General features: G+C 60.3%; 22 protein-coding genes and 2 pseudogenes. 14 read left to right on the top strand and 10 right to left on the bottom strand.

Features of this window, described 5'->3' with window-relative positions; genetic code table 11:
- Window positions 1-4: 4 nt before the first annotated feature.
- The 6 genes and pseudogenes from recC to ACPF7Z_RS09335 all read left to right on the top strand — a co-directional run.
- Window positions 5-3,616: an exodeoxyribonuclease V subunit gamma gene (recC, locus tag ACPF7Z_RS09310; RefSeq protein WP_425192966.1), complete on the top strand. Its 3,612-nt coding sequence runs from the start codon at window positions 5-7 to the stop codon at window positions 3,614-3,616.
- A complete protein-coding gene (recB, locus tag ACPF7Z_RS09315; protein WP_425192967.1) occupies window positions 3,613-7,599 on the top strand; it encodes an exodeoxyribonuclease V subunit beta in 3,987 nt (1,328 codons plus the stop codon). The genes recC and recB overlap by 4 nt, the downstream gene beginning before the upstream one ends.
- The gene (gene recD, locus ACPF7Z_RS09320; protein ID WP_425192968.1) at window positions 7,596-9,812 is read left to right on the top strand and encodes an exodeoxyribonuclease V subunit alpha; all 2,217 of its coding nucleotides are present in this window, start codon (window positions 7,596-7,598) and stop codon (window positions 9,810-9,812) included. The genes recB and recD overlap by 4 nt, the downstream gene beginning before the upstream one ends.
- A gap of 30 nt (window positions 9,813-9,842) precedes the next feature.
- A complete protein-coding gene (locus ACPF7Z_RS09325; protein ID WP_425192969.1) occupies window positions 9,843-10,376 on the top strand; it encodes a GNAT family N-acetyltransferase in 534 nt (177 codons plus the stop codon).
- A 56-nt stretch (window positions 10,377-10,432) separates the two neighbouring features.
- Entirely contained in the window at window positions 10,433-10,720 is a 288-nt protein-coding gene (locus tag ACPF7Z_RS09330; RefSeq protein ID WP_425192970.1) for a helix-turn-helix domain-containing protein, read from the top strand.
- Between the two features lie 52 nt (window positions 10,721-10,772).
- Window positions 10,773-11,049: pseudogene (locus ACPF7Z_RS09335) on the top strand (ATP-binding domain-containing protein); the annotation flags it as partial.
- Here ACPF7Z_RS09335 and ACPF7Z_RS09340 read toward each other — a convergent pair.
- Window positions 11,050-11,289, bottom strand: coding sequence for a type II toxin-antitoxin system RelE/ParE family toxin (locus ACPF7Z_RS09340; RefSeq protein ID WP_425192971.1), 240 nt, complete (start codon window positions 11,287-11,289; stop codon window positions 11,050-11,052).
- A 34-nt stretch (window positions 11,290-11,323) separates the two neighbouring features.
- Window positions 11,324-11,572 carry a CopG family ribbon-helix-helix protein gene (locus ACPF7Z_RS09345; protein WP_425192972.1) on the bottom strand — a complete coding sequence of 83 codons (249 nt, stop codon included), beginning with the start codon at window positions 11,570-11,572 and terminating at the stop codon, window positions 11,324-11,326.
- Window positions 11,573-11,768: 196 nt separating this feature from the next.
- Between ACPF7Z_RS09345 and ACPF7Z_RS09350 the strand changes: the two are divergent.
- Together ACPF7Z_RS09350 and ACPF7Z_RS09355 are read left to right on the top strand one after the other, a co-directional pair.
- Window positions 11,769-12,041: pseudogene (locus tag ACPF7Z_RS09350) on the top strand (ATP-binding domain-containing protein); the annotation flags it as partial.
- Window positions 12,042-12,119: 78 nt separating this feature from the next.
- On the top strand, window positions 12,120-12,461 hold the full coding sequence (locus ACPF7Z_RS09355; RefSeq protein ID WP_425192973.1) for a hypothetical protein: 342 nt from the start codon (window positions 12,120-12,122) through the stop codon (window positions 12,459-12,461).
- Between the two features lie 281 nt (window positions 12,462-12,742).
- Here the strand turns inward: ACPF7Z_RS09355 and ACPF7Z_RS09360 are convergent, their stop codons facing one another.
- Entirely contained in the window at window positions 12,743-13,357 is a 615-nt protein-coding gene (locus tag ACPF7Z_RS09360) for a LysE family translocator (RefSeq protein ID WP_425192974.1), read from the bottom strand.
- A 13-nt stretch (window positions 13,358-13,370) separates the two neighbouring features.
- Window positions 13,371-14,207 (bottom strand): helix-turn-helix domain-containing protein, encoded by an 837-nt coding sequence (locus ACPF7Z_RS09365; protein WP_425192975.1) that lies wholly within the window; start codon window positions 14,205-14,207, stop codon window positions 13,371-13,373.
- 163 nt (window positions 14,208-14,370) lie between these two features.
- Between ACPF7Z_RS09365 and ACPF7Z_RS09370 the strand changes: the two genes are divergently transcribed.
- The 4 genes from ACPF7Z_RS09370 (at window position 14,371) to ACPF7Z_RS09385 (ending at window position 16,490) form a co-directional block, all read left to right on the top strand.
- Entirely contained in the window at window positions 14,371-14,796 is a 426-nt protein-coding gene (locus ACPF7Z_RS09370; protein WP_425192976.1) for an antitoxin Xre/MbcA/ParS toxin-binding domain-containing protein, read from the top strand.
- Window positions 14,796-15,278 carry an RES family NAD+ phosphorylase gene (locus tag ACPF7Z_RS09375; protein WP_425192977.1) on the top strand — a complete coding sequence of 161 codons (483 nt, stop codon included), beginning with the start codon at window positions 14,796-14,798 and terminating at the stop codon, window positions 15,276-15,278. The genes ACPF7Z_RS09370 and ACPF7Z_RS09375 overlap by 1 nt, the downstream gene beginning before the upstream one ends.
- 103 nt (window positions 15,279-15,381) lie before the next feature.
- The gene (locus ACPF7Z_RS09380) at window positions 15,382-16,146 is read left to right on the top strand and encodes a DUF1499 domain-containing protein (RefSeq protein ID WP_425192978.1); all 765 of its coding nucleotides are present in this window, start codon (window positions 15,382-15,384) and stop codon (window positions 16,144-16,146) included.
- A 122-nt stretch (window positions 16,147-16,268) separates the two neighbouring features.
- Window positions 16,269-16,490 (top strand): DUF3820 family protein, encoded by a 222-nt coding sequence (locus tag ACPF7Z_RS09385; protein WP_425192979.1) that lies wholly within the window; start codon window positions 16,269-16,271, stop codon window positions 16,488-16,490.
- 63 nt (window positions 16,491-16,553) lie between these two features.
- Here ACPF7Z_RS09385 and ACPF7Z_RS09390 read toward each other — a convergent pair whose 3' ends face one another.
- Together ACPF7Z_RS09390 and ACPF7Z_RS09395 are read right to left on the bottom strand one after the other, a co-directional pair.
- The gene (locus ACPF7Z_RS09390) at window positions 16,554-16,964 is read right to left on the bottom strand and encodes a hypothetical protein (protein WP_425192980.1); all 411 of its coding nucleotides are present in this window, start codon (window positions 16,962-16,964) and stop codon (window positions 16,554-16,556) included.
- 78 nt (window positions 16,965-17,042) lie between these two features.
- Window positions 17,043-17,399 (bottom strand): DUF427 domain-containing protein, encoded by a 357-nt coding sequence (locus tag ACPF7Z_RS09395; protein WP_425192981.1) that lies wholly within the window; start codon window positions 17,397-17,399, stop codon window positions 17,043-17,045.
- Between the two features lie 219 nt (window positions 17,400-17,618).
- Here ACPF7Z_RS09395 and ACPF7Z_RS09400 point away from each other — a divergent pair, with 219 nt between their 5' ends.
- Window positions 17,619-17,849: a hypothetical protein gene (locus ACPF7Z_RS09400; protein ID WP_425192982.1), complete on the top strand. Its 231-nt coding sequence runs from the start codon at window positions 17,619-17,621 to the stop codon at window positions 17,847-17,849.
- Window positions 17,846-19,027 carry a GntP family permease gene (locus ACPF7Z_RS09405; RefSeq protein WP_425192983.1) on the top strand — a complete coding sequence of 394 codons (1,182 nt, stop codon included), beginning with the start codon at window positions 17,846-17,848 and terminating at the stop codon, window positions 19,025-19,027. The genes ACPF7Z_RS09400 and ACPF7Z_RS09405 overlap by 4 nt, the downstream gene beginning before the upstream one ends.
- A gap of 6 nt (window positions 19,028-19,033) precedes the next feature.
- Here ACPF7Z_RS09405 and ACPF7Z_RS09410 read toward each other — a convergent pair whose 3' ends face one another.
- From ACPF7Z_RS09410 to ACPF7Z_RS09425, 4 genes are all read right to left on the bottom strand, one after another.
- Window positions 19,034-19,510 (bottom strand): nucleoside deaminase, encoded by a 477-nt coding sequence (locus ACPF7Z_RS09410; RefSeq protein WP_425192984.1) that lies wholly within the window; start codon window positions 19,508-19,510, stop codon window positions 19,034-19,036.
- Between the two features lie 157 nt (window positions 19,511-19,667).
- Complete coding sequence (locus ACPF7Z_RS09415) at window positions 19,668-20,600, bottom strand: DUF808 domain-containing protein (protein WP_425192985.1); 933 nt, start codon at window positions 20,598-20,600, stop codon at window positions 19,668-19,670.
- Window positions 20,601-20,922: 322 nt separating this feature from the next.
- A complete protein-coding gene (locus ACPF7Z_RS09420; RefSeq protein ID WP_425192986.1) occupies window positions 20,923-21,888 on the bottom strand; it encodes a ribonuclease Z in 966 nt (321 codons plus the stop codon).
- Between the two features lie 15 nt (window positions 21,889-21,903).
- Entirely contained in the window at window positions 21,904-22,698 is a 795-nt protein-coding gene (locus tag ACPF7Z_RS09425) for an OBAP family protein (protein ID WP_425192987.1), read from the bottom strand.
- Window positions 22,699-22,737 lie beyond the last annotated feature (39 nt).

Below are 22,737 nucleotides of genomic sequence, written 5' to 3' on the forward strand. Positions count from 1 at the left end.
TGCCATGCCATTTGCCAGCACCGCCCCTCTGCAGCCCGGCTTCATGGTCATCCAAGGAAATCGCCTGGAGGATTTGCGCGGTGTGGCGGTGGAATGGATGAAGCGCTACCCGCTTGCACCGCTGGAGAACGAAACGATCCTGGTGCAAAGCAACGGCATCAGCCAGTGGATGAAGCTCGCCCTGGCGGCGGATGTGCGCGAGGACGGCAAAGGCGGCACCGGCATCGCTGCGGCGCTGGACGTGACCCTGCCGGCGCGTTTTCTGTGGCAGGCCTATCGGGCGGTGCTCACCCATTGCGAGAATGATCCACAAGCAGTACCGGCGACCTCACCCTTCGACAAGTCACGCCTGATCTGGCGTATCCTGCGGCTGCTGCCGGCACTGCTCGAAGAGGACGCTTTTGCCCCTCTCAAGCAGTTTCTCGACGGCGACGACGACCTGCGCAAGCACCATCAGCTGGCGGAACGTCTGGCGGACCTGTTCGATCAGTATCAGGTCTATCGTGCCGACTGGCTGGAGGCCTGGGGGCGTGGCGAGGATGTGCTGATCGGTGGTCATGGTGAGATCACGCCATTAGGCGCCGAGCAATGCTGGCAGCCCGCTCTCTGGAGAGCGCTGCGCGAGGACGTCGGCGGCGACGGCATCGACTCCAGCCGCGCCATGGTGCACCAGCGTTTTCTTGCCGCCGCAGAGCAACTGACCGTGGATAATCGCCCGCCTGGATTGCCACGCCGGATCATGGTATTCGGCATTTCCTCCCTACCCCAGCAGGCCCTCGAAGCCTTGGCCGCTCTCGCCCGTTGCTGCCAGGTCGTGCTCTGCGTGCACAACCCCTGCCAGTATTACTGGGCGGATATCATCGAACATCGCGACCTGCTGCGAGCAAGCCGCTATCGCCAGGCACGCAAGGCCGGCATGCCGGAGCGCCTGGATGTGCTGGGAGACGGCGATGGCGAAGCGGATCTGCATCTGCACGCCCAACCGCTGCTGGCGGCCTGGGGCAAGCAGGGGCGCGACTACCTGCGCCTGCTGGATGAACACGACGAGCGCCAGCAATACGAAGGCCTGTTCAGCGCCGAGTCGCTGCGTATCGACCTGTTTGAAACGAATGGTGAGGACTGCCTGCTGCATCAGTTGCAGGACGATATCCGCGAGCTGCGCCCACTACCCGAGACCCGGGAGCACTGGCCGGCGGTGGATAGCCGGGTCGATGACTCCATCGTCTTTCACGTTGCCCACAGCCCTCAGCGCGAGGTCGAGATCCTCCACGATCAGTTGCTTGCCGCCTTCAGCGCGGACCCACAACTGCGCCCTCGGGACATCATCGTCATGGTGCCGGACATCGACCAGTATGCGCCGCATATCAAGGCGGTGTTTGGTCAGTTTGGGCAGGGCCAGATCGATCGCGATGATCCGCGCCATATTCCCTACACCCTCTCGGATCAGGGCCAGCGCCATCGTCTGCCGCTATTGATCGTCCTGGAAAAGTTGCTGCGCCTGCCGGAACTGCGGTTGTCCGTCAGCGATCTGCTCGATCTGCTGGAAGTACCTGCCCTGCGGGCGCGTTTTGGCATCGTGGAAGATCACCTGCCGACCCTGCGGCGCTGGATCGAAGGTGCCGGCATTCGCTGGGGCCTGAACGGCGCTCAGCGCCAGAGTCTTGATCTGCCCGGCGACATGGAACAGAACACCTGGGCCTTCGGCCTGCGTCGGCTGCTGCTGGGCTATACCGTGGGCAGCGCCGCCGAGGGTACCTGGCAGGGCATCGAGCCCTTCGATGATATCGGGGGCCTGGAGGCGCAACTGGCCGGCCCCTTGATGGCACTACTCGAAACCCTGGAACACCAGTGGCGCATCCTGCGCGAAGAGACCGACGCCAGCGGCTGGGCCAGACGGCTGCGGGAACTGCTCGAGGCGTGTTTTCTTGCGGAAGACGCCCAGGATAGCCTGGTGCTGTCCCTGCTCGAACTCGCCCTGCAGACTTGGCAGGAGAGCACCGAAGAGGCCGGCCTGACCCGCGATCTGCCGCTATGCATTGTGCGGGAACACTGGCTGGCACAGATCGATGAGCAGGGTCTGTCCCAGCGGTTTCTGGCCGGTGCTGTCAACTTCGCCACCCTGATGCCGATGCGGGCGATCCCCTTCAAGCGCGTCTGCCTGCTGGGCATGAACGACGGCGACTACCCGCGCAGCCATCCGCCGCTGGATTTCGACCTGATGGGCAGTGACTACCGCCCGGGGGACCGCTCGCGCCGGGAGGACGACCGCTACCTGTTCCTCGAAGCCCTGCTCTCCGCCCGGCAGCAGCTTTATATCAGCTGGGTCGGTCATAGCATCATCGACAACAGCGAGCGCCCGCCCTCGGTACTGGTCGGCCAGCTTCGCGATCATCTCGAATCAGGCTGGCGACTGGCGATAAATGACAGCGATGAACAAGGCTCGGATAAACAAAGCTCGGCCTTGCTCGATGAACTCACCAGCATACATCCGCTGCAGCCGTTCAGCAGCGTCTACTTCCCGACGCAAGCGCAGCTCGCTGCCCGGCCCGTGCCCGACCAACGCCTGGTGACCTATGCCCGTGAATGGCGCGAGGTACATGGCCAAACGCTATCCACTCCAAACGCCGGTGAACTTGGCGAGTTCCTGCAGGAGTCACCGCTAACGCTTCATCAGTTGGGGAGCTTTCTGCGCGACCCGGCCAAGGCGTTCTTCAACACCCGGCTCAAGGTATTCCTCGAACAAGAGGACGTGACCAGCCTCGATCAGGAACCCTTTACCCTGAACGGCCTGGAAAACTGGCAGCTGCAAAATCTGTTGATTCAGGCCCAGCGGCGCGCCATCGACGACGGCGAACCTCGGGAAGTTGCGCTACATACGACGCTGGAACGGCTGCAAGGCCAGGGCGTACTCGCCTTCGGCGCCTTTGGCGAGCGCATGCGTGAAGCGCTGGTCGAGCCCATGGGCAAATTGTTCGAGGCCTATCAGGAAGCGCTGACCCAGTGGCCCCAGGCGGTCGAGGAACCGGAGACGATACGCCTCGCGCTGCCGGGCCTGCCCCCTCTGGAGGACTGGCTGGATAATCTGCGCCTGAACGACAACGGCCAACGCTGCCGCTTGCTACTGAGCAGCAGCAGCCTGATCAAGGACAAGAAATATCACTGGCGCCATCTCTTGCTGCCCTGGGTCGCGCATCTGGCGGGGCAGCTTACGGGCCAACCGCTGACCACGCGACTGCTGTCCAAGGCAGGCCACGTGACGCTACCGCCACTGGAACCGGAGATCGCCCGGGCGCATCTGCGCGAACTCATCCTCGCCTGGCAGGCGGGCATGAACGCACCGCTGCCGTTGGCCATCGATACCGCCTTTGTCTGGCTCAGCAAGAAAGGCACGCCGGAAAGCGGGCCGGACAGCGAGGCCTTCAAAGCCGCCACCAGTACCTTTGAAGGCAACGGCTTCGGTGCCGGCGAATGCGGTCGCAACCCTTACCTGGCGCACCGCTGGCCGAGCTTTGCCGCGCTCATCGATGCTCAACGGGGAACGTCCTGCTGCTTCGTTTCACTGACCGATCGCCTGCTGGCGCCGGTACATCACGTGGTGAAAGGAGGCGATAAATGAGCGATGCCACTCAATTAAACCCGTTGAAGCTACCGCTGCACGGCACCCGCCTGATCGAAGCCAGCGCCGGCACCGGCAAGACTTTCACCATTGCCCTGCTTTACGTGCGTCTGGTGCTGGGGCCGCGCTCACCCGATGATAACGCCGCCTTTCATCGCCCGCTGATGCCACCGGAAATTCTGGTGGTCACCTTCACCAATGCCGCCACCCAGGAACTGCGCGACCGGATTCGCAGGCGGCTGGTCGAGGCTGCTGGCGTTTTTCTACAGGCGCCCGAAGCCGCGCCTAGCTCCTTACAGTCGCCCACCTCCTCGCCTAATCTGGGCGGGGCTCCGGGAGTAGGCTGTAGCGAGGGTCTTTTTCCAGGGATGGAAAAAGTAGCGCCCACGGAAGGGTTTACAGCGCCCTCGCGGAGGCCTGCTCCCGGACCGGCCCCGTCAACCGGGGGGCCTTCGCACGATCCGCTACTGGTCGCGCTCCGCGACGACTATCCCGAAGCCAGCTGGCCAGCCTGCGCACGACGCCTGCAGCTTGCCGCCGAATGGATGGATGAGGCCGCCGTCTCGACCATCCATGCCTGGTGCTATCGCATGCTGCGGGAACATGCCTTTGACAGCGGCAGCCTGTTCTCGCTGAATCTGGAAACCGACCAGACCGAACTCGAAAGCGAAGTGGCGCGGGACTACTGGCGCAGCTTCTACTACGCCATGAATGCGAACGAGCTGGCCATCGTCACTCGTCACTGGAAATCGCCTGAAGACCTGCACGCTCAGGTCCGGCGCCTGCTGCCGGAATGCTCGGCATTGAACCGAAACGTCCCGCCGCCAAGAGAAACACTGCGACACACCCAAGCCGCCATCGAGTCGCGGCTGCAAGAACTCAAGGCGCCTTGGCCGCAGTGGGTGGAGGAATTGCAGACGCTGTTCGAAGAGGCCGCCAAGCAAAAAGCCTTCAAGGGCCAGAGCTTCAACAGCAAGAGCCGGGCAAACTGGCTGGGCGCACTGCGGGACTGGTGCCAGAGCGATGCGATTCGTCCGGCCCTGACCCCCGCCGCCTGGAAGCGCCTGACCCCGGACGGCATGGCGGAGATATGGCAAAAGGGCGACCCGCCGAATCACCCGGCGCTGACGGCGATTGCGGAACTACAAGCCGAACTCGACGCCCTGCCCGACCCACGGGCCGACCTGCTCACCCACGCCGTTCACTGGTGCCGCCTTCGCCTGGACCATGAGCTGGAACGCCGGGCCGAGATGGGTCCCAACGAGCTATTGACCCACCTCGACCGGGCCCTTGCCGGCGCCAACTGCGAGGCGCTGGGGGCCCAGATTCGCCGCCAGTTTCCCGTCGCGATGGTGGATGAATTTCAGGATACCGACCCGGTACAGTACCGCATCTTCGACTGCGTCTATCGCATCCGGGAAAACCGACCCGACACCGGGCTATTCCTGATCGGCGACCCGAAGCAGGCGATCTACGCCTTTCGTGGCGCCGACATTTATACCTATCTACAAGCGCGCCAGGCCACCGAAGGGCGGCATGTCACCCTGGGCACCAACTTCCGCTCCGCCACGGCGATGGTTACCGCGGTCAATCGCCTATTCGAGTTTGCCGAGCGGCACCCGCCCGGTGCGTTTCTGTTCAAGGAAGACGATGGCTCGAATCCAGTGCCCTTTCAAAGCGTCAGGGCCAAAGGCAGAAAGGACGCCTTCACCCTGGACGGCCAGCCGCTGCCGGCAATGACCCTCTGGCAACTCCACGCCGACGAGCCACTTTCCAAAAGCGCCTACCACACGGAAATGGCCGAACGCTGCGCCTCCGCCATGGTCGAGCTGCTGGAACAGGGGCAATGCGGCCGCGCCGGGTTTATGGATAGCGGCCGCGCCGGGTTTGTAAACAGTCGCGCCGGGTTTATGGATGATGATGCCCTCGACCCGGTGTCGCCTTCGGATATGGCAGTGCTGGTCAACGGCCTGGGAGAAGCGCGCGCAATCCGCCAAGCCCTGGCCCGCCGCGGCGTGAAGAGCGTCTATCTTTCCGACAAGGACAAGGTGTTCGCCTCCCCCATGGCTGGCCAGCTCGAAGCCTGGCTGCACGCCTGCGCCAACCCGAACGACGATCGCGTGCTGCGCACCGCCCTGGCCACGCCGGCGTTGGGGCTGGATATCGCCGCGCTGGATGATTTAAATGAGAACGAACTGGCCTGGGAAGACCGGGTCATGCAGTTTCGCGACTACCATCGCCTATGGCAGAGCCAAGGCGTATTGCCACTGGTTCGCCGGCTGATGAACGACTTCGCGGTGCCCGCCCGGCTGCTGGCTGGCGGCCCGGCAAGCGAGGGCGAACGCCTGCTGACCGATCTGCTCCATCTCGGCGAACTCTTGCAGCAGGCCAGCCAGGAACTCGACGGCGAACATGCGCTGATCCGCTTTCTCGCCGAGTCTCGCGACAACCCCGACGACCAGAGCGACGCCCACAAACTGCGGCTGGAAAGCGATGCGGATCTGGTGCAGGTCATTACCATCCACAAGTCCAAGGGACTCGAATATCCGCTGGTGTTCCTGCCCTTCATCTGTAGCCATCGCCCGCAAAAGAAAAACGATTCGCCCCTACGTTGGCACGACGACCAGGGCCGGCTCCACATCAGCCTGGAAGCGGACGATGCGACCCTGGCCATTGCCGACCGGGAGCGCCTGGGTGAAGACCTGCGCAAGCTCTACGTCGCTTTGACCCGCGCTCGCCACGCCACCTGGCTGGGCATGGCGTCGCTCAAGGATGGCGAGAACAGCGCCATCGGCCAGTTGCTCGGCAACGGCCAGCGCCTCGACCCAGATGCCTTCGCTGTAGCGCTGGCTACGCTCAAGGGCGACTGCCAGGCGATCACCCTCGCTCCGGCGCCGCCTATCGATTCGCGTGCGATCGTTCTGACCGAACACGCTGCCACCCTCGGCGAGGCGCAAACGCCTGTCCGCTCGGCCCGGGAGCATTGGTGGATCGCCAGCTACTCGGCCTTGAGCTTCTCCGGAGAGGCGCTTGCTCCAGATCCCGATTCCACTTTCGGCGCTATATCCGACTCTACAGTCGGGATGGCAATCGAACCGCCAATCGTGGAACCGCATGAAGCGCCGCCATTGCCCGAACCGGCAACGCCGCTTGAAGCCACCACCTTCGAGGTGCTCACGGAACCGCGAGACAGCGCCTCTCCCAACCAGCCCGCGCCATCGCTGCATCGCTTCCCAAGGGGCCCCGGCCCCGGCACCTTCCTGCACGGCTTATTGGAATGGGTCGGCCAGCAAGGCTTTGCCAGCGTGCTCGACCACCCGGCAGCACTGGAAGATACCCTGGCGCGGCGCTGCAATCTGCGCGGCTGGACCCAGTGGATTCCCGCGCTGCAGGCGTGGCTCACGTCGCTTCTACGCACGCCGCTGCCCTTGCCCGAGGCAGCGCCATCCGCTGCGGTGCGTCTGGATGGGCTCACGGTCTATCAAGTTGAACTGGAATTCTGGTTCGCCGCTCATCAGGTCGATACGCAAGCGTTAGACGATCTGGTCTGTCGGCATTCCCTGGGCAACACGCCGCGCCCGCGAGCCGATCGCGATCGGCTCAACGGCATGCTCAAGGGCTTCATCGATCTGGTGTTCGAGTTCGAAGGCCGCTATTACGTCGCCGACTGGAAATCCAATCACCTGGGGCCGGATGACGACGCCTACACCTTGGAGGCCATGCGCCTGGCGGTGGCAGAAAAACGCTACGACCTGCAATACGCCCTCTACCTGCTGGCATTGCATCGCCTGCTCAAGTCACGACTGCCGGACTACGACTATGACCGCCATATCGGCGGCTCCCTGACCGTCTTCCTGCGCGGCGCGAATGCCGAAAGCCGGGGCGTGCATGCCGAACGCCCACCCCGGGAGCTGATCGAAGGGCTGGATGCGCTATTCCAGGGCGTCGGCACCGCCCGTCCCGCTACGGAGGCCGCCTCATGAGGGATCTATTCTCGGATCTGGACGACGACGCCACCACCAGTGACGCTCCAACCCCTTTCGACGACGTTCTGGGCAGCGTTGATACGTTGCTTACGCTCCTCGAACGCTGGGTGGAGCGCGGCTGGCTGCGCGCCCTGGATCGCGCGCTGGTGGTATTCCTCTATCGCGAGGTGTCGGACGCCTCGCCGCTGTTGCTGCTCGCCGCCGCCTTGGCCAGCCATCAGCTTGGCCGGGGGCATGTGTGCCTCGACCTGGGCATGACGCTTAAAGCCCCGGATCTGGCGCTCTCGCTGCCGCCGGAAGGCGACGACCTGAATGACCCGCCGCCGCTGCCAAGCCAGGTGCTTACCGATGTGACCCTCGCGGGTTGGCGGGCCGCTCTGGATCATCCTGATTTGGTCAGTGGTGGCCGCGGCAGCACGCCCTTGGTGAAGTCCGAGACCGACGACAATACCCGCCTGTATCTGCGTCGCTATTGGCAGTACGAGCAGGATATTCGCCAAGCGCTTGCCGCCCGCCTGGCGGCCACGGAGATTGATGCGCCCGCGATCGAACCGCTGCGCCATGCGCTCGAAGCGCTATTCAGCCCGGCGGACGGCAATGCGGCATCCCTCGACTGGCAGAAACTCGCCTGCGCCCTTGCCGCCCGTTCGCGCTTCGCGGTAATCACCGGCGGCCCCGGCACCGGCAAGACCACCACCGTGGTCAAGTTGCTGGCGTTGCTTCAAGCGCTGCAGCTAGGCCAACCCGACAGTAGAGCGCTGCGTATTCGCCTCGCCGCACCCACTGGCAAAGCCGCCGCGCGTCTGAATGAATCCATCGCCAAACAGGTCGAGAACCTTTCGCTGGTCGAACTGGCCGGCATCGGTGACGGCATCGATCTCACCACCCTGCGCGAGGCGATTCCTACCGAGGTCACCACGCTGCATCGATTATTGGGTTCGCGGCCGGATACACGGCATTTCCGCCACCATGCCGACAATCCCCTGGCGCTGGACGTGCTGGTGATCGATGAAGCCTCCATGGTGGATATCGAAATGATGGCCAGCCTGCTCGCCGCCTTGCCGCCCCGCGCCCGATTGATTCTGCTGGGTGACAAGGACCAGCTTGCCTCCGTGGAAGCCGGCGCCGTGCTTGGCGACCTGTGCCAACGCGCGGAAGGCGCCCACTACACCCCGGTGACCGCTGCCCAGTTAAGTGACGCCACCGGCGATACGCTGCCCGAACGCTATATCGACACCGACGGCCAACCGCTGGACCAAGCCATCGCCATGCTGCGGGTGAGCCATCGTTTTGACGCCGCCAGCGGCATCGGCCAGCTTGCCCAGGCGGTGAATGCCCCGTTAGGCGACAACCTGCAACCCAAGGACAAGCGCCGGGCCGTGCGCCGGATATTCGATCAAGGGTTTGCGGACATTAGCCGACTGAAACTGGCCGACAGCGACGACCCGGCGCTGGACCGGCTCGTGATCGACGGCAACCCGGCAGGCTTTCTCAATGAAGGGCGCGGGCGCCGATCCCGCAATAATGAGCTGCCACCGCCTACCGGCTACCGGCATTATCTTGAGGTGCTCGCCAAGAAACGCCCTTCCCACGGCGATTTGCTCGAGGCATCGGTCGACCGACAAAAAGAGACGTTTGATGACTGGGCCCGCGCCGTGCTCGACGCCCACGGTCGCTTTCAAGTGCTCTGTGCCCTGCGCAAAGGGCCCTGGGGTGTGGAAGGTTTGAACCAACGCATTGCCAGCATCCTCAAACGCCACAAGCTGATTCCTTTCGACTACGGCTGGTATATCGGCCGCCCGGTGCTCGTCACCCGCAACGACTACAGCCTCGGACTGATGAACGGCGACATCGGCATCACCCTCGCCCTGCCCAACGCCCGAGAGCCCGAAAACCCCTGGCTGCCCCGGGTCGCCTTTCCCACAGGCGACGGCAGCGGTCGCATCAAATGGGTACTGCCCAGCCGCCTGCAAGCGGTGGAAACCGTGTTCGCCATGACCGTGCACAAATCCCAGGGTTCGGAATTCACCCACACCGCCCTGGTACTGCCGGATGCACCAAATCCGATTCTGACAAGGGAATTGGTTTATACGGGGATCACCCGGGCCAGGGACTGGTTTACCTTGGTGGAAAGCGGACGTGGGATACTGGATGAAGCGGTGCTGCGGGAAGTGACGCGAGTGAGTGGGTTGGGAGTGTTGGGTAGTTGATGACGAATCGAAGCCGAGGCGACTCAAGTGATGCAAACAGCACCCGCAATTAGAACCACACGACTTCTATTGCGCGCACCGATCATTGAAGATGCCGATGCCATTTTTGAGGAGTACGCGGCCGACCCAACGGTCACGCACTATCTGACCTGGCTTGCCCACGGATCCAAAGAGACGACAGCAAGTTTTTTGCGCGCGAAAATCCACGGTTCTCAAACCAGGAAAGATCTTTCCTGGGCGATCACGGCGCGAGACAGCGACAGAGTGATTGGCATGATCGACGCCCGCTTCCAAGGCCATAGGGTGGAAATCGGCTTCGTATTAGGTCAAAAGCACTGGGGACAAGGCTATATGACAGAAGCCACCACGGCGCTTGCTGAGTGGTGCCTTGGCCAGCGTGGGATATTTCGTGTATGGGCAGTGTGCGACACTGAAAATACCGGCTCGGCACGGGTACTCGAAAAGTCCCATTTTCAGCGCGAAGGCCTGCTGCGGCGTTGGGCCATGCATCCCAACAAATCATCCCTACCTCAGGATGTTTACGTTTATGGGCGTGTGCGGTGAGTAGCGGGTCACGATCCCAGGGCATGCGCTTAGGCAGATAGCGGAGGCAAACAAAAATGAGTGACAGAGATCTCGGTGCAGAGATTCTCAATGGGCTTGATGAAATCAATCAGTTCAAGAAAGGCAACCTGGCACTGCGAACTCACGAGCTTTCGGAACCATCACCACCACAAGTCATTCGACTAAAGCTGAAAATGTCTCAATCGGTATTTGCCGGTCTCATGGGGGTGAGTGTTCGAACCCTTCAGGATTGGGAGCAGGGGCGTCGCGAGCCCCAAGGGCCCGCAGTGGCGCTCCTGCGCATCGCTGAACAGCATCCGGAAGTTTTTGATCAGCTGCACTGATACGTCAAGGTATGGCCAAATATTATTGCTTCACGCTGACTTCTCCAGCAACGGCGGCGGGCGTATCAAATGGGTACTCCCCAGCCGCCTGCAAGCGGTGGAAACCGTATTCGCCATGACCGTGCATAAATCCCACGGCTCAAGGTTCGGAATTCACCCAGACTGCCCTGGTGCTGCCGGACGCACCCAACCCAATCCTGACGAGGGAATTGATTTATACCGGGATCACCCGGGCCAGGGACTGGTTTACCTTGGTGGAAAGCAGACGCGGGATACTGGATGAAGCGGTGCTGCGGGAGGTGGCAAGGGTGAGTGGGTTGGGGGCTTGACTACCAGACGTTAGGCGGAATCTGTCGAGTATGAAATACGCGAAGCACCTGAAGCTCTGAGCCCGCTACCCGGTAGGGCACAAGCAATGAATAGCGTGGAAGTAATAACTCTCGAGTACCGGGCACCCTGCCGGCGCGCCCCATCTCCGGTTGATCGGCAAGTAGGGAGACCGCTTGGTTGACTTCGGCCATCATCCGCCTAGCGGCAGCGGGATCATCCTCCGCGATCCAGTTCGCCATGTCATCAAGATTTCGCAACGCCTTGCGAAGCCACCTAACCCTCACGATCTAGCCACTTGCCGAACACATTCTCGACTTCGACATCATCAGCGAAATCACCGCTGTCGGCCTCTTCGATAGCCTTTCGAACCTCTCCGATCTGCCACGCCTCGCGCTCCAGATACTCGCCCAGCGCCACCTTGAGCAAGTAGGAGCGCGAACGGTGGGTCGCTTCGCAAAGCGTATCGAGGCGCCTTGCCTCGCTTTCCGAGACACGCAGCGATACAACGGTTTTACCGGACATGGATGACTCCCAGGTTCATCTTCGCATTCAGCATATACAACGTATACAAAATCTACCAGTTTCAGCGTTACATTCGCCAGCCAGCAAGAACTCACCTAGGACAGACGACCGGTCATCTATCCGCCCCTGGAATCAGAAGCTTTTGGAAGCGTGCTCGCCTCTGGTCATGGTCGCCTCGTATCGGAACAGCCTCCACATCAACTGGGTACTCCCCAGCCGCCTGTAAACGGTGGAAACCGTGTTTGCGATGACCGAACACAAATCCCAGGGCTTGGAACTCACCCACACAGCCTTGGTTCTATCGGACGCACCTAACCCGATCCTGACTAGAGAATTGGTCTGCACGGGGATTACCCGAGCCAAGGATTGGTTTACATTAGTAGAAAGCGGTCGCGGAATACTGGATGAGGCGGTGTTGCGGGAAGTGACGCGGATGAGTGGGTTGGGGGTGTTGGGTGGCCAACCATGACTCATGTGGACGCCCCGGCAAATACTGCTTACGCGTTTATCTGTGTTGAACTGTTAAGGTCAAAGGGTTACTGGAATCATGGGGAAGCACCTTTCAATTTTTTGGGTTTTGCTACTCGTCGGCTTCAGCGTCAATGCATACGCAAGAGGTGGCGTTGGCGGTAGCCCGAGCGTGCTATTTGCAGTGGTGATCGTGTTTGGGATTGGTGGTCTTGGATTTTGGCTCCACGAAACCTATCCAAATCTATTTCCGACCATCGGCGGGCTCGTCATCCTTCTCGTCGTTAGCCAATTTCTGGCGGCGATTCTTGTTGGTCTTGGGGTGGTCCCACAGGCTTATATCGCTCATGCAATGGTGATCATTGCATTGGCATTCGTTTTTGGGCCAATGGCTTGGTCGAGAATTAGAGGGAAGCCATGAGCTATCTTAACAGGGCCATTAAGTCTGTTCCGCGCCGATGGCCCTCCACCGGACGCCCTTGTCAGGGCGCCGCTTATGGCTGGCGTTATATGAATACAGACTAAATATCTACTTATGGCCGAAAGCGGTAGTGAAGTGTCCACCAAGTGGCTGTGATCCAATGAGTTCAAGGAGCTATCATCGTTGAAATTTAAGGTGAGTGTATTTACACAATGCGACGATAACCGCTAAGACGAAAGTCGGCTGATCGCCGACCGTCGGACATGGATAAATCATCCCCATCAACCCACCCTCACCGACAGCGGCATCCACACATGCTCATAACCAATCGACAAGGAAACGCCCGCCAGCAATACCGCCATCGCGAGACTAAACCCCTTAAGGATTCTTGGGTTCTCGATACGTTTACCAAGTAAGGCGCCGATCAGCGCATAGCTGCCGGGTGCCCCACTCGCCAATACCGCCAGGTCGAACGACCAGAGCATCAAACTGACGCCGTGAATCCCCACCGCGGGAAACTGAATCGTGGCGACTGGCAATGTCGCGACAATGCCCTTGGGATTGCACAGCTGCATGATCAGGCCGTCGCGAAAGCGCATCAACCGCGGCGCTTGGCGCACGCCACCCAGATCGATGCTCGATCTAGCAATCTTGATGGCAAGATAAAAAATATAGCCGCATCCCAATGCGGCAAGCACAACGAGCACATCGCCTTGCACCCAGGCGGCGCCGGCCCAGCCGAACAACAAGAACAGGATGAGCATGGCCAGCCCTACCCCGAGATAAAAACCGAATGAGGCTTTGGCCTGCCCATTCAGCCCCGCATTCAGGCCGAGCAGATTCACTGGCCCAGGCGAGTACATGACGCCTAGGGCATAGGCGAAGATGGCTAGCATGATGGAATCTCTGTTAATTAATGACGTTGCGCTGGTATTGGTAAGGCGTCATGCCATAGATGCGCTTGAAACGGCGATTGAAGTGGCTGAGATCGGCAAAGCCGTAGCGAAAGGCGACTTCATTGGGCAACGCACCACCGTCCAGCGCATGGCGCGCGGCATTAATGCGGCAATTGAGGACGTACTGGTGCGGCGTCATGGCGAACTGCTGTCGGAACAGGCGCAGGAAGTGGTATTTCGAGAGGTGGGCCGCCTGACTGAGATCGTCCAGGGACACATCCTCCTCCAGATGCGCAAGGATGTAGTCCTTGGCGCGCCTTAGCAGTGCATCCGGACGGCTGACGCTGGCAGTGTTTGTTTGAAACCTGCCCTCGCGCTGCACGAGTCGAGTGGCGATTTGATGGAGGGCGTACTCCTGATCGATGCGGCTGCCAATCTGGTGCGTCACTAGCCGGGCCAGCTCCAGAATGGCGCCGCGTAGCGCATGGTCCTGGATCAGGGTATCGGCGCTTCTGAAATGGCTGGCGTCCTCACGCCCCACCGCATTGGCAAACGGCGCCTCAAGCTGAACCGGCGGCACGTAGACCATCACGTACCCCAGCGTGCTGTCACCACCGGAGTGCCCATCGTGGACTTCTTCCGGGTTGAGCAGAACGACGTTGCCGGGGGTACTGCGGTGAAACTGGCCACCGCTGAAGAAGTCCTGGCGGCCGGCGAGGGTGACGCCAAAGGCATATTCTTCATGGGCATGGCGGTCGTAGTGAAAATCATCCATCGCCGCATGCAGCACCGTGACCTCGGACACATGCCGACTCTTCAAGAACCGAAACTGGCCAGGCGGCTTTGACATGCCACACCTCCTGAACGCTGATTCATCTAGCGTAGAGTGGTCATCATACTGGCGGCTTGGACGTTATTGCTCAAAAAGCAAACTCATCAAAATGATGACTACATATTGTCAAATAGACGTGACCATCCTATGCTGGGCTATCCATCTGCTTTAGGAGGCCCACATGAAGACTCAGGCTACCGGCATCGAGGGGGTCAGCGTTCCCGCCAAGGTGTTTACTGACCAGGCTGCCTATCTGGATACCGTCTACAAGGGTATTTCCGGCGATGTCATCCGGCAGGCGATAAAGGCGATGGGCAACAATCGCGCGCTATTCCTGCGCCTGCTGGAGGTCGATTCCGCCAATCTCAGCCGGGTTTTCAAGAAGAAGCATTTGGGGCGCACCGATACCGAAGAGGTGCTCGATACCCTGCGAATCTATCGCGAGGCGGTACGCATCTTCGAGAGTCATGAAGTGGCCCGGGATTGGCTCAGCTCCCCTCTCCGGGCACTCTCGGACCGCGCGCCGGAGGAACTCTGCGATACCTTCGAGGGCCGCTCCCTGGTACGCGCCAAGCTGCGCAAGATCGAGCAGGGTGACTTTTCCTGATGCATTTGTACCGGGTCGGCCCCAAGGCGTTTCTGGAAACCTTCAATGGCTTGGGTGGAAGCTACCAGTATGGGGGGCGCTGGAATGAAATCGGCTCACCGGTGATCTATTTCGCCAGCTCCCCCGCTATCGCTCTGCTAGAGATGGCCAATTATCTGCACTCTCCCCGGCACGTACCGCCCAGCTACAGGATGGGCGTCTACGAGCTACCGGATACCGTCACCGTCGAGACGTTGCCTGCGGACTCTCTCCCCAAGGATTGGGACAATTTTCCCTACCCTGCTTCAACTCAGGCCATCGGTTCTGAGTGGTTGGCGTCCATGTCGGCGCTAGGCCTGTTGGTGCCGAGCTGCACGGTACCCATCGTCAAGGCAGGTGAAGGGATCATTGTCGTCAATCCTCGCCATCTGGATATCTCCAGGGTCACGCTGATCGATGCGACCGAAAAGCTCTACAGCAAACGCCTGTTCTCGGGAAAGTAAGCAAATCAGATTCATGACCTTAGTGATCTCCACCCCGCTATGGATGTTCCTTGAATGATCGGTATGCTGGATCAACAGCACGGTGAATAGAGCGGACGAATTCATGACGAAATCCTCACGGACAGGGCTGCGGGGCGGACGCTGGCCACGATTATTGGCCTGGCTGAGCGTACTGGCGGTAATTGCGGCAGGGCTGCTGATGAGCGGCGCGGGGCTTTCCCATCGCCTGGAGATGACGGACCTGGGTACGGCGTTTGGCCTATTGCGCCAGGGGGCCTATCTGGCCATTGGCGCGGCAGCTCTTGGATTGATCACGCTGATCGTGGCAAGCCTGTGCAGACGCTTGAAGCCGGCGTTGGCGGGCGCTGTGGTGGTTGCCGTGGTCGCGGCGATGATGATCGCCCCCTGGCAGATGCAGCAGCGCGCCCAGGAGGTGCCGGCGATTCACGACATCACCACCGACATGCAGAATCCACCGGCGTTCGTTGCGCTGGCATCCGCTCGGGAGGCCGCGCCTAATGAGGTGGCCTATCCCGGTGAGAGCACCGCGCAGCAGCAGCGCGAGGCCTATCCGGATATTCAGCCGATTATTCTTGAGCTATCGCTGAGCGAGGCAATGGACGCCGTCGAGGCGACTGCACAAGAGCAAGGCTGGGAGATAGCCGATGTTGGCGACACCAAACTTGAGGCCACGGCCACCACGCTCTGGTTCGGCTTCAAGGACGATGTGGTGATTCGCCTGAGCGAAGTGGAAGAAGGTATACGGGTGGACATGCGCTCGGCATCGCGACTTGGGGCCAGCGATGTGGGCACCAACGCCGAGCGTATTCGCGACTATCTGGAAGCGCTACGTGAGCAAGCGGAATAAGAAGGAGCAAATCTTGTGGCTGTTACTATTTGGCTCATCTCGTGAGCCGAATAATGATGCTATTCGGCTCATTGAACAAACCGCTCACTTGAAGCAGTGCCATTAACCGTCGGAACATGCCTATGAACCCCAAAGACCTGGAACGACTCGTCACCTTGCGCATGCCTTTTGGCAGGTACGAAGGCACGCTGATCGCCGATCTGCCTGGCCCTTATCTCAACTGGTTTGCGCGAAAGGGGTTTCCCGAAGGGCAGATCGGGCGACTGCTCTATTTGATGCATGAGATCGATCACAACGGCCTGAGCCCGCTGCTCGAGCCGCTGCGCAGGGGCCAGGCGAAGTGATAGCCGCGCAGGGTTTGACAGTTTCATGTTCTGAACAAGCAGAGCTTCACCGTCAGCAGCCGCCTACTCCCCGCCTAGATGCACGTCACTGCCCATGTACTTGCCGCTCGGGAACTTTGTATCGGAGCGCTGCGCGTCGATGCGAAGCGTTACGCCGGTAGGCGTCGTGCCGTATAGGGTTTCGATTTCCGCGAAGGCCAGCAGCATGTGCTTGTCGACGATGGCCGCCATGGCGTCCTTGGTGACCAGGTAGTCGGCGATGGTGCTGTCGAGGCCGGCTCGTCTTGAATTACCGGGCTGCTCGGCGTTTGCTGATGAAGCAGCCTCGCCTTCAAAGATGCTGGCCTTTTCGCCGACATAGGCTCGCAGGGAATCGATGAGATCGTCGATCGCCTGCTTGTCGCCTTGTCTTGCGCGGGCCGCCAGGCCGCCGGCCCGGGAAAGGTTACGAATCAATCTGTCGAAATCGCTCATAATGTACTCCCCTTGTTGCCCAGAAGGCGTTTTTGCTCGTGTAGTGACTAACAAAGCGCCGACGATCTGCGCTATGTGTTACTCGTCAACGTTCTCTTCAACCAGCCGCGTATCGAAGGCCAAATGGCCGGCGATGTCAGTCATGGCATCGAACGGCCGTTCGTAGCTCCAGGCCGCATCGGCAATCTCTCCATCCTCTCCTTTGATGCTGTAGTAGCTGGCGTCGCCCTTGAACGGGCAGTGAGTCACCTTTGAAGAGCGGGTCAGGCGCGACATATCGATGTCTTCGTGCGGAATGTACTGACGTGAGGGGTAGCCGTTCTCTCGCAGTTCGATGGCGTTGCGGGTATCGGCGATGGGCGTTTCACCTACCAGCACCCGCACATGCCGAGAGTGAGGGTTCAGAGTGATGTGGCCTTCAGGGTCGTGGATCATGTTCACAAGCTCCAGGATTGGCTCTGATTCGCGCTGTTTTATTGCACCGTCACAACGAGCTTACGACCGCTACCGACGAATACCAATACGTCTGGAAATAGATACGCGACTCTCGTCGTATTTCGCCCTATTCATGAGGCATGAAAGGATAGGCGGCTATCTGGAACGGTGGTGATGCACAGCTTGATGTCACGCCATGTCGCACAAGGATGCGCTTGCATGTTCAGTACCGCTGCTATCGTCATATCGCTGCTTTGCTTGATGTTTTTCGCCTACCGGGGCTATTCGGTGCTGCTGCTGGCGCCGCTGATGGCAACGCTTGCGGTGCTGCTCTCCGGCGACATCGCCATGATGATGCCGATCTACACCGAGACCTTCATGGACGCCTTGGGGGTTATCTTCTCAAGTTCTTCCCGATCTTCCTGCTGGGGGCGCTGTTCGGACAGTTGATGGCGGATTCAGGGGCGGCCGGTACCATCGCCAACTGGATTACCCGGGTGCTCGGTGAGAGGCATGCCATTTTGACGGTGGTGCTGGCCTGCGGTTTGCTCACCTATGGAGGGGTATCGCTGTTCGTCGTGGCCTTTGCCATCTACCCCATCGCTCGGGAGCTATTCCGCGCTGCAAATATTCCCAAGCGATTGATTCCGGCGACCATTGCCCTGGGCTCGTTTACCTTCACCATGACCGCCCTGCCCGGCACGCCGGCGATTCAGAATGCCATCCCAATTCCTTACTATGGCACCAATGCCTTCGCGGCACCGGGGCTTGGCATCATTGCGGCCATCATCATGTTCAGCGTGGGCTGGTGGTGGCTCAATAGCCGCGCAAGCAAGGCCAAGGCCGCTGGCGAAGGCTATGGCGCGCATAACGAAGATGGTGAGGTCAGTCTCGACCCAGTCGAGAGCGCCGGCGCCGCCCGGGATGAGATGCCCTTCTGGCTGGCCATTGCGCCGCTGGTGCTGGTAATTGGCGTCAATGCGCTGTTCACCTACGGCATTTTTCCCAATATCGATCTCAGCTACCTGAACAATGAGTTTCCGGATCTCGAGGTGGCCAATCAGACCGGCCTCTGGGCAATCATCATTGCACTGCTCGTTTCCTGCGCCTGGCTGATCGTGACCTGTTTGAACCGCTGGCATAACTTGCAGGACACGCTCAACCGGGGGGCCACGGGCTCAATGCTGCCGATCTTCAATACCGCCTCGGAAGTGGGCTATGGCGCAGTCATTGCCTCACTAGCAGGCTTCATGATCATCCGCGATACGGTGCTGGGGATAGCGCCGAACAATCCATTGATTTCCGAGGCGGTGGCAATGACCACCCTGGCGGGCATCACCGGGTCGTCTTCCGGCGGGCTTAGCATCGCACTCGAGACCCTGGGCAGCGATTATCTGCAGCTGGCTCAGCAGGCGGGCATCAGCCCAGAGCTGATGCACCGGGTTGCGGTAATTGCCGCCGGCGGCTTCGATACGCTGCCCCACTGCGGGGCGGTAATCACCCTGCTCTCCATTTGTCGACTGACCCATCGCCAGTCCTACTTGAATATCGCCATGGTAACCATTGCCATCCCGATGCTGGCGGTCATCAGTATCATCACCCTGGGCACGCTGTTCGGCTCGTTCTAGACTGCCTCACTTGCCACCATGTAAGCGCCGGTGAAGCGCATGCACCTCCTCAGCGAGCTCGGGAATGGGGCCCTCGACGGGGACGTCAGGCGCAACGTCCTGGATGGGCAGCGGCCGCACCGGCGGTAGCGCGACATTCATATCGGATAGCCAAACCGTCAACTGCTCGGAAGAACTCACATAAACGATGCGCCCCAGCCCCACCCAACCATGGGCGGCGGCGCACATCGGGCAATGCTCGCCGGAGGTGTAGACCGTGGCCTTGGCGCGCTCATCCGGCGCCATGTTTTCCGCGGCCCAGCGCGCCAGCGCGAATTCCGGGTGCCGAGTCGAATCCCCATTGGCAATGCGGTTACGGTCTTCCGCCAGCACCTTTCCCTCGGCGCTGACCAGCACGCTACCAAAAGGCTCGTCACCGGCTTCGAGGGCTTCCGTTGCCAATTCCACGCAGCGACGCAGGTGTTGCATATCGGTCTCGTTCATCATTGCTCCCATGATGCGGCCAAGTTGATCTGATACTGTAGACCATAACCGTTTCCAAGAAGCATGAGCCGATCATGAGCTGCGTCTTCTGTGGCATCGTCAAGTGCCAGGCCTGAGTGCCAAAGGAACCGTTATTCTCGTTCGCCATCACGAAAGTTCAGGAATTCGCTTCGCTCTCTCGTCTAAGCCTCTTGACCCCTTCGATAACACCCAGGATCACTGCGCCGACGATCAGGCCGAACACCATGTTGAACAGCGTCGATCCCAGTGGCTGCAGAACGGCACCCGCGGTGGGGATTTCGCCGGCAACGTCGACAATATCTTCTATGGCGTGCTCGACGAGGGGAAGGCCGTGGGTCAGGATACCGCCACCGACCATGAACATGGCAGCGGTACCGACGAACGATAAAGTCTTCATCAGATACGGCGCGGCGGTGACGATGCCATTGCCGACGGTTTGCGCGAAGGAGCTGCTCTTTTCGCTGAGATAGATGCCCAGGTCATCGAGCTTGACGATACCCGCCACCAATCCAAAAACCCCGACGGTCATGAACAATGCGATACCGGACACGACGATGACCTGCAGCATCAGATCGGCGCCGGCCACGGTGCCCAGGGTAATCGCGATGATTTCCGCGGAGAGAATGAAGTCGGTGCGAATGGCGCCCTTGATCTTCCTCTGCTCGAACTGACGCGGATCAACATTGGGATCGGTCAACGCCTTTCTGGCGTTCTCGGCATCTTTATCCTCAGGATGCAGAAACTTGTGTGTCAGCTTCTCTGTGCCTTCGTAACATAAGAAAGCGCCCCCCAGCATCAGCAACACAGTGACCATCCAGGGGATGAAGGCACTGATCAACAGTGCTGCGGGCACGAGAATGAACTTGTTGCGAAACGAGCCTTTCGCCACCTCCCAGACCACCGGCAACTCTCGAGCAGCCTTGACGCCGGTGACCTGCTGCGCGTTTAGCGCGAGATCGTCTCCCAACACGCCAGCGGTCTTCTTCGCGGCGACCTTGGTCATCACCGAAACGTCATCGAGCATCGCTGCGATATCGTCTAGCAGAGTAAGTAAGCTGGCTCCTGCCATCGGTCATCCTCAATTGAAGTGGGCACGCGATCTACTATACAGGCGTTTCGCTGGGGCGCGATTGTCTACAGGTTATCGCGCTCTTGATTGAGCCGATGAATTTTCTCATCCGCATCCTTTTGTAGCGCATGCCTGGAGCGATTCATCTGCGCCCGAGGGGTTTCATCTTGAATACTCGCCAGGTTGGCATGGACGGTCAGCAATACAGCACTCAAATCGGCGTGAATGAGTACGCCGCCACCGCCCCCGGGGTCGCGTGCGTGATCGTGGCATCACGAAAGTTTTCCAACGACATGCTCCAGACCTGGGCACCCATGAGTGCTTACTCCTTTTGGGTCAGCACGCCTTCACGGGAGAGTTGGTAATGGGCAAGGTCATCCGCCAGAAACAACCGTCCCTGATAATGATGGCAGGCCTCGTTTTCGATATCCGCGATCGACGGTGAGGCACGACGATCGTACTGATAGCGCGGGCTGAAATGAGTCAGCACCAGATTTGCCATATCGATACGTTGAGCGAAGCTCGCCACATCGCCTGCGGTGCTATGCCGGTTGTTGGTACCCAGGTGCTCGACAACGTCCCGAGTGTAGGTGGCTTCGTGTACCAGCACATCAGCGCCTTCACAAAAATGCTCGAGCACGCCTGGAGAGTCGTTGTCGCCGGTGATCACGACCTTCCTGGGTCGTCGGCCCGGCAGTAACACCTCCTCGCTTGTCACCCGGCTACCGTCTTGCAGCACGACATCCTCGCCGCGATGAAGCCGCCCCCAGTCCGGACCTCTCTCCACTCCCAGCGTTTCCAGGCGCTGGGGATCGAGCTTGCGCTCGATATCCTTCTCGATAAAGGCATAAGCGTAGGACGCGACGCCATGAGATAGCGCCGCAGCCTCGATTATGAAATCGGGAAGGGTGAAAGGCTCAGACAGCGACTCGACATCGATGAATTCGATAGGATAGGTCAGATGCAGACCGGTCGTTGCCTGCACCGCATCGAGAAACGACTTGATCGGCTGTGGTCCGATGATCGTCAGCGGCGCTCTCCGGCCCATCATGGAAGCGCTGGAAAGAAGCCCCGGCAGGCCGTAGCAATGATCCCCATGCACATGGGTGATCAGAACGGCATCCAGCCGATTGAGGGAGAGCGGCGTGCGCAGCACCTGCTGCTGGGTACCCTCGCCGCAGTCGATCAGCACCCAGGATTTGCCCGAGGCTTTCTTGATCGCGGCGGCAGTGACATTGCGCGCCTTGGTCGGCACGCCCGCGGACGTGCCAAGAAAGAGGATCTCCACGAGTACCGCCCGCGCCTAGGGTGCCGTGGCCGTTTCGCGTTTTTCGACTACCCCGGGAATCGGGTCCGTCGGGCCTGGGAACTGCCCTTTCAGCGCATCCACGCCACGCTGCGGGTTGGCAAGCGGAATCAGATCCTGACGCTTGCGACGACGCTCCTGGGTATCGATACCCATGCGTCGATCACGCTGCTCGATGAGTTCCCCGTACGCCTGGCCAAAGCGATTGAAGGACCAGGCCAGACGCGGCTCACCCAAGGGCAACTGAACCCGTCCGCTCTGATCCGGGTTGGTATCCCAGGTATGCCAGGTCTTGCCGTAGCTGTTCATCTTGCTCTGCATCAGCGCATGATCCGCCTTGTCCGGCAAGCCGGGCGCGACGAGCTGGCCCGAGAGAATTTCACCGTTGTGAGGGTGCCAGTACTGCTTTTCTTGTTCGGGGAGCTGCTCGAACAGGCGCTCGGAAATGATGTATTCGATACCGTTGAGATTGGCCTGGGCGGTATTGCCATCGAACAACGCGCACTGAGCGAAATCCTCGTTCTTCTGGGTGCAGAAATGATGTGCTTCCATTTGATGGGCAGGGTCGTTCTTCATGGGATGAAAGCCGACCAGGTAGACATTCATCGGCCCGAGCGGGGCGGTGGTTTGTAACGCCGCGGCCCCGGCTTCAAGCACGTTAGTCTTGGTGGATTCCTGCCCTCCCGGCGGCGTGACTTGAGGCGATCGATCGCCCATGCCGGTACAGCCGGCCAATACCAGTGCCGTGGACATGACAAGCAGCGGATACCGACGCCATTGGATATGGATCATTCCTTGACCTCCTGTGCTTTCCTGGCAACAACTTATGGA

The sequence above is a fragment of the Halomonas sp. GXIMD04776 genome (genome assembly GCF_049808615.1).
Classification (GTDB): domain Bacteria; phylum Pseudomonadota; class Gammaproteobacteria; order Pseudomonadales; family Halomonadaceae; genus Modicisalibacter.

What these genes read in the sequence shown, in the direction of transcription:
- recC (WP_425192966.1), top strand. Translation starts at nt 5, where the DNA reads ATGCCATTTGCCAGCACCGCCCCTCTGCAGCCCGGCTTCATGGTCATC.
- recB (WP_425192967.1), top strand. Translation starts at nt 3,613, where the DNA reads ATGAGCGATGCCACTCAATTAAACCCGTTGAAGCTACCGCTGCACGGC.
- recD (WP_425192968.1), top strand. Translation starts at nt 7,596, where the DNA reads ATGAGGGATCTATTCTCGGATCTGGACGACGACGCCACCACCAGTGAC.
- ACPF7Z_RS09325 (WP_425192969.1), top strand. Translation starts at nt 9,843, where the DNA reads ATGCAAACAGCACCCGCAATTAGAACCACACGACTTCTATTGCGCGCA.
- ACPF7Z_RS09330 (WP_425192970.1), top strand. Translation starts at nt 10,433, where the DNA reads ATGAGTGACAGAGATCTCGGTGCAGAGATTCTCAATGGGCTTGATGAA.
- ACPF7Z_RS09340 (WP_425192971.1), bottom strand. Translation starts at nt 11,289, where the DNA reads ATGGCGAACTGGATCGCGGAGGATGATCCCGCTGCCGCTAGGCGGATG.
- ACPF7Z_RS09345 (WP_425192972.1), bottom strand. Translation starts at nt 11,572, where the DNA reads ATGTCCGGTAAAACCGTTGTATCGCTGCGTGTCTCGGAAAGCGAGGCA.
- ACPF7Z_RS09355 (WP_425192973.1), top strand. Translation starts at nt 12,120, where the DNA reads ATGGGGAAGCACCTTTCAATTTTTTGGGTTTTGCTACTCGTCGGCTTC.
- ACPF7Z_RS09360 (WP_425192974.1), bottom strand. Translation starts at nt 13,357, where the DNA reads ATGCTAGCCATCTTCGCCTATGCCCTAGGCGTCATGTACTCGCCTGGG.
- ACPF7Z_RS09365 (WP_425192975.1), bottom strand. Translation starts at nt 14,207, where the DNA reads ATGTCAAAGCCGCCTGGCCAGTTTCGGTTCTTGAAGAGTCGGCATGTG.
- ACPF7Z_RS09370 (WP_425192976.1), top strand. Translation starts at nt 14,371, where the DNA reads ATGAAGACTCAGGCTACCGGCATCGAGGGGGTCAGCGTTCCCGCCAAG.
- ACPF7Z_RS09375 (WP_425192977.1), top strand. Translation starts at nt 14,796, where the DNA reads ATGCATTTGTACCGGGTCGGCCCCAAGGCGTTTCTGGAAACCTTCAAT.
- ACPF7Z_RS09380 (WP_425192978.1), top strand. Translation starts at nt 15,382, where the DNA reads ATGACGAAATCCTCACGGACAGGGCTGCGGGGCGGACGCTGGCCACGA.
- ACPF7Z_RS09385 (WP_425192979.1), top strand. Translation starts at nt 16,269, where the DNA reads ATGAACCCCAAAGACCTGGAACGACTCGTCACCTTGCGCATGCCTTTT.
- ACPF7Z_RS09390 (WP_425192980.1), bottom strand. Translation starts at nt 16,964, where the DNA reads ATGAGCGATTTCGACAGATTGATTCGTAACCTTTCCCGGGCCGGCGGC.
- ACPF7Z_RS09395 (WP_425192981.1), bottom strand. Translation starts at nt 17,399, where the DNA reads ATGATCCACGACCCTGAAGGCCACATCACTCTGAACCCTCACTCTCGG.
- ACPF7Z_RS09400 (WP_425192982.1), top strand. Translation starts at nt 17,619, where the DNA reads ATGTTCAGTACCGCTGCTATCGTCATATCGCTGCTTTGCTTGATGTTT.
- ACPF7Z_RS09410 (WP_425192984.1), bottom strand. Translation starts at nt 19,510, where the DNA reads ATGAACGAGACCGATATGCAACACCTGCGTCGCTGCGTGGAATTGGCA.
- ACPF7Z_RS09415 (WP_425192985.1), bottom strand. Translation starts at nt 20,600, where the DNA reads ATGGCAGGAGCCAGCTTACTTACTCTGCTAGACGATATCGCAGCGATG.
- ACPF7Z_RS09425 (WP_425192987.1), bottom strand. Translation starts at nt 22,698, where the DNA reads ATGATCCATATCCAATGGCGTCGGTATCCGCTGCTTGTCATGTCCACG.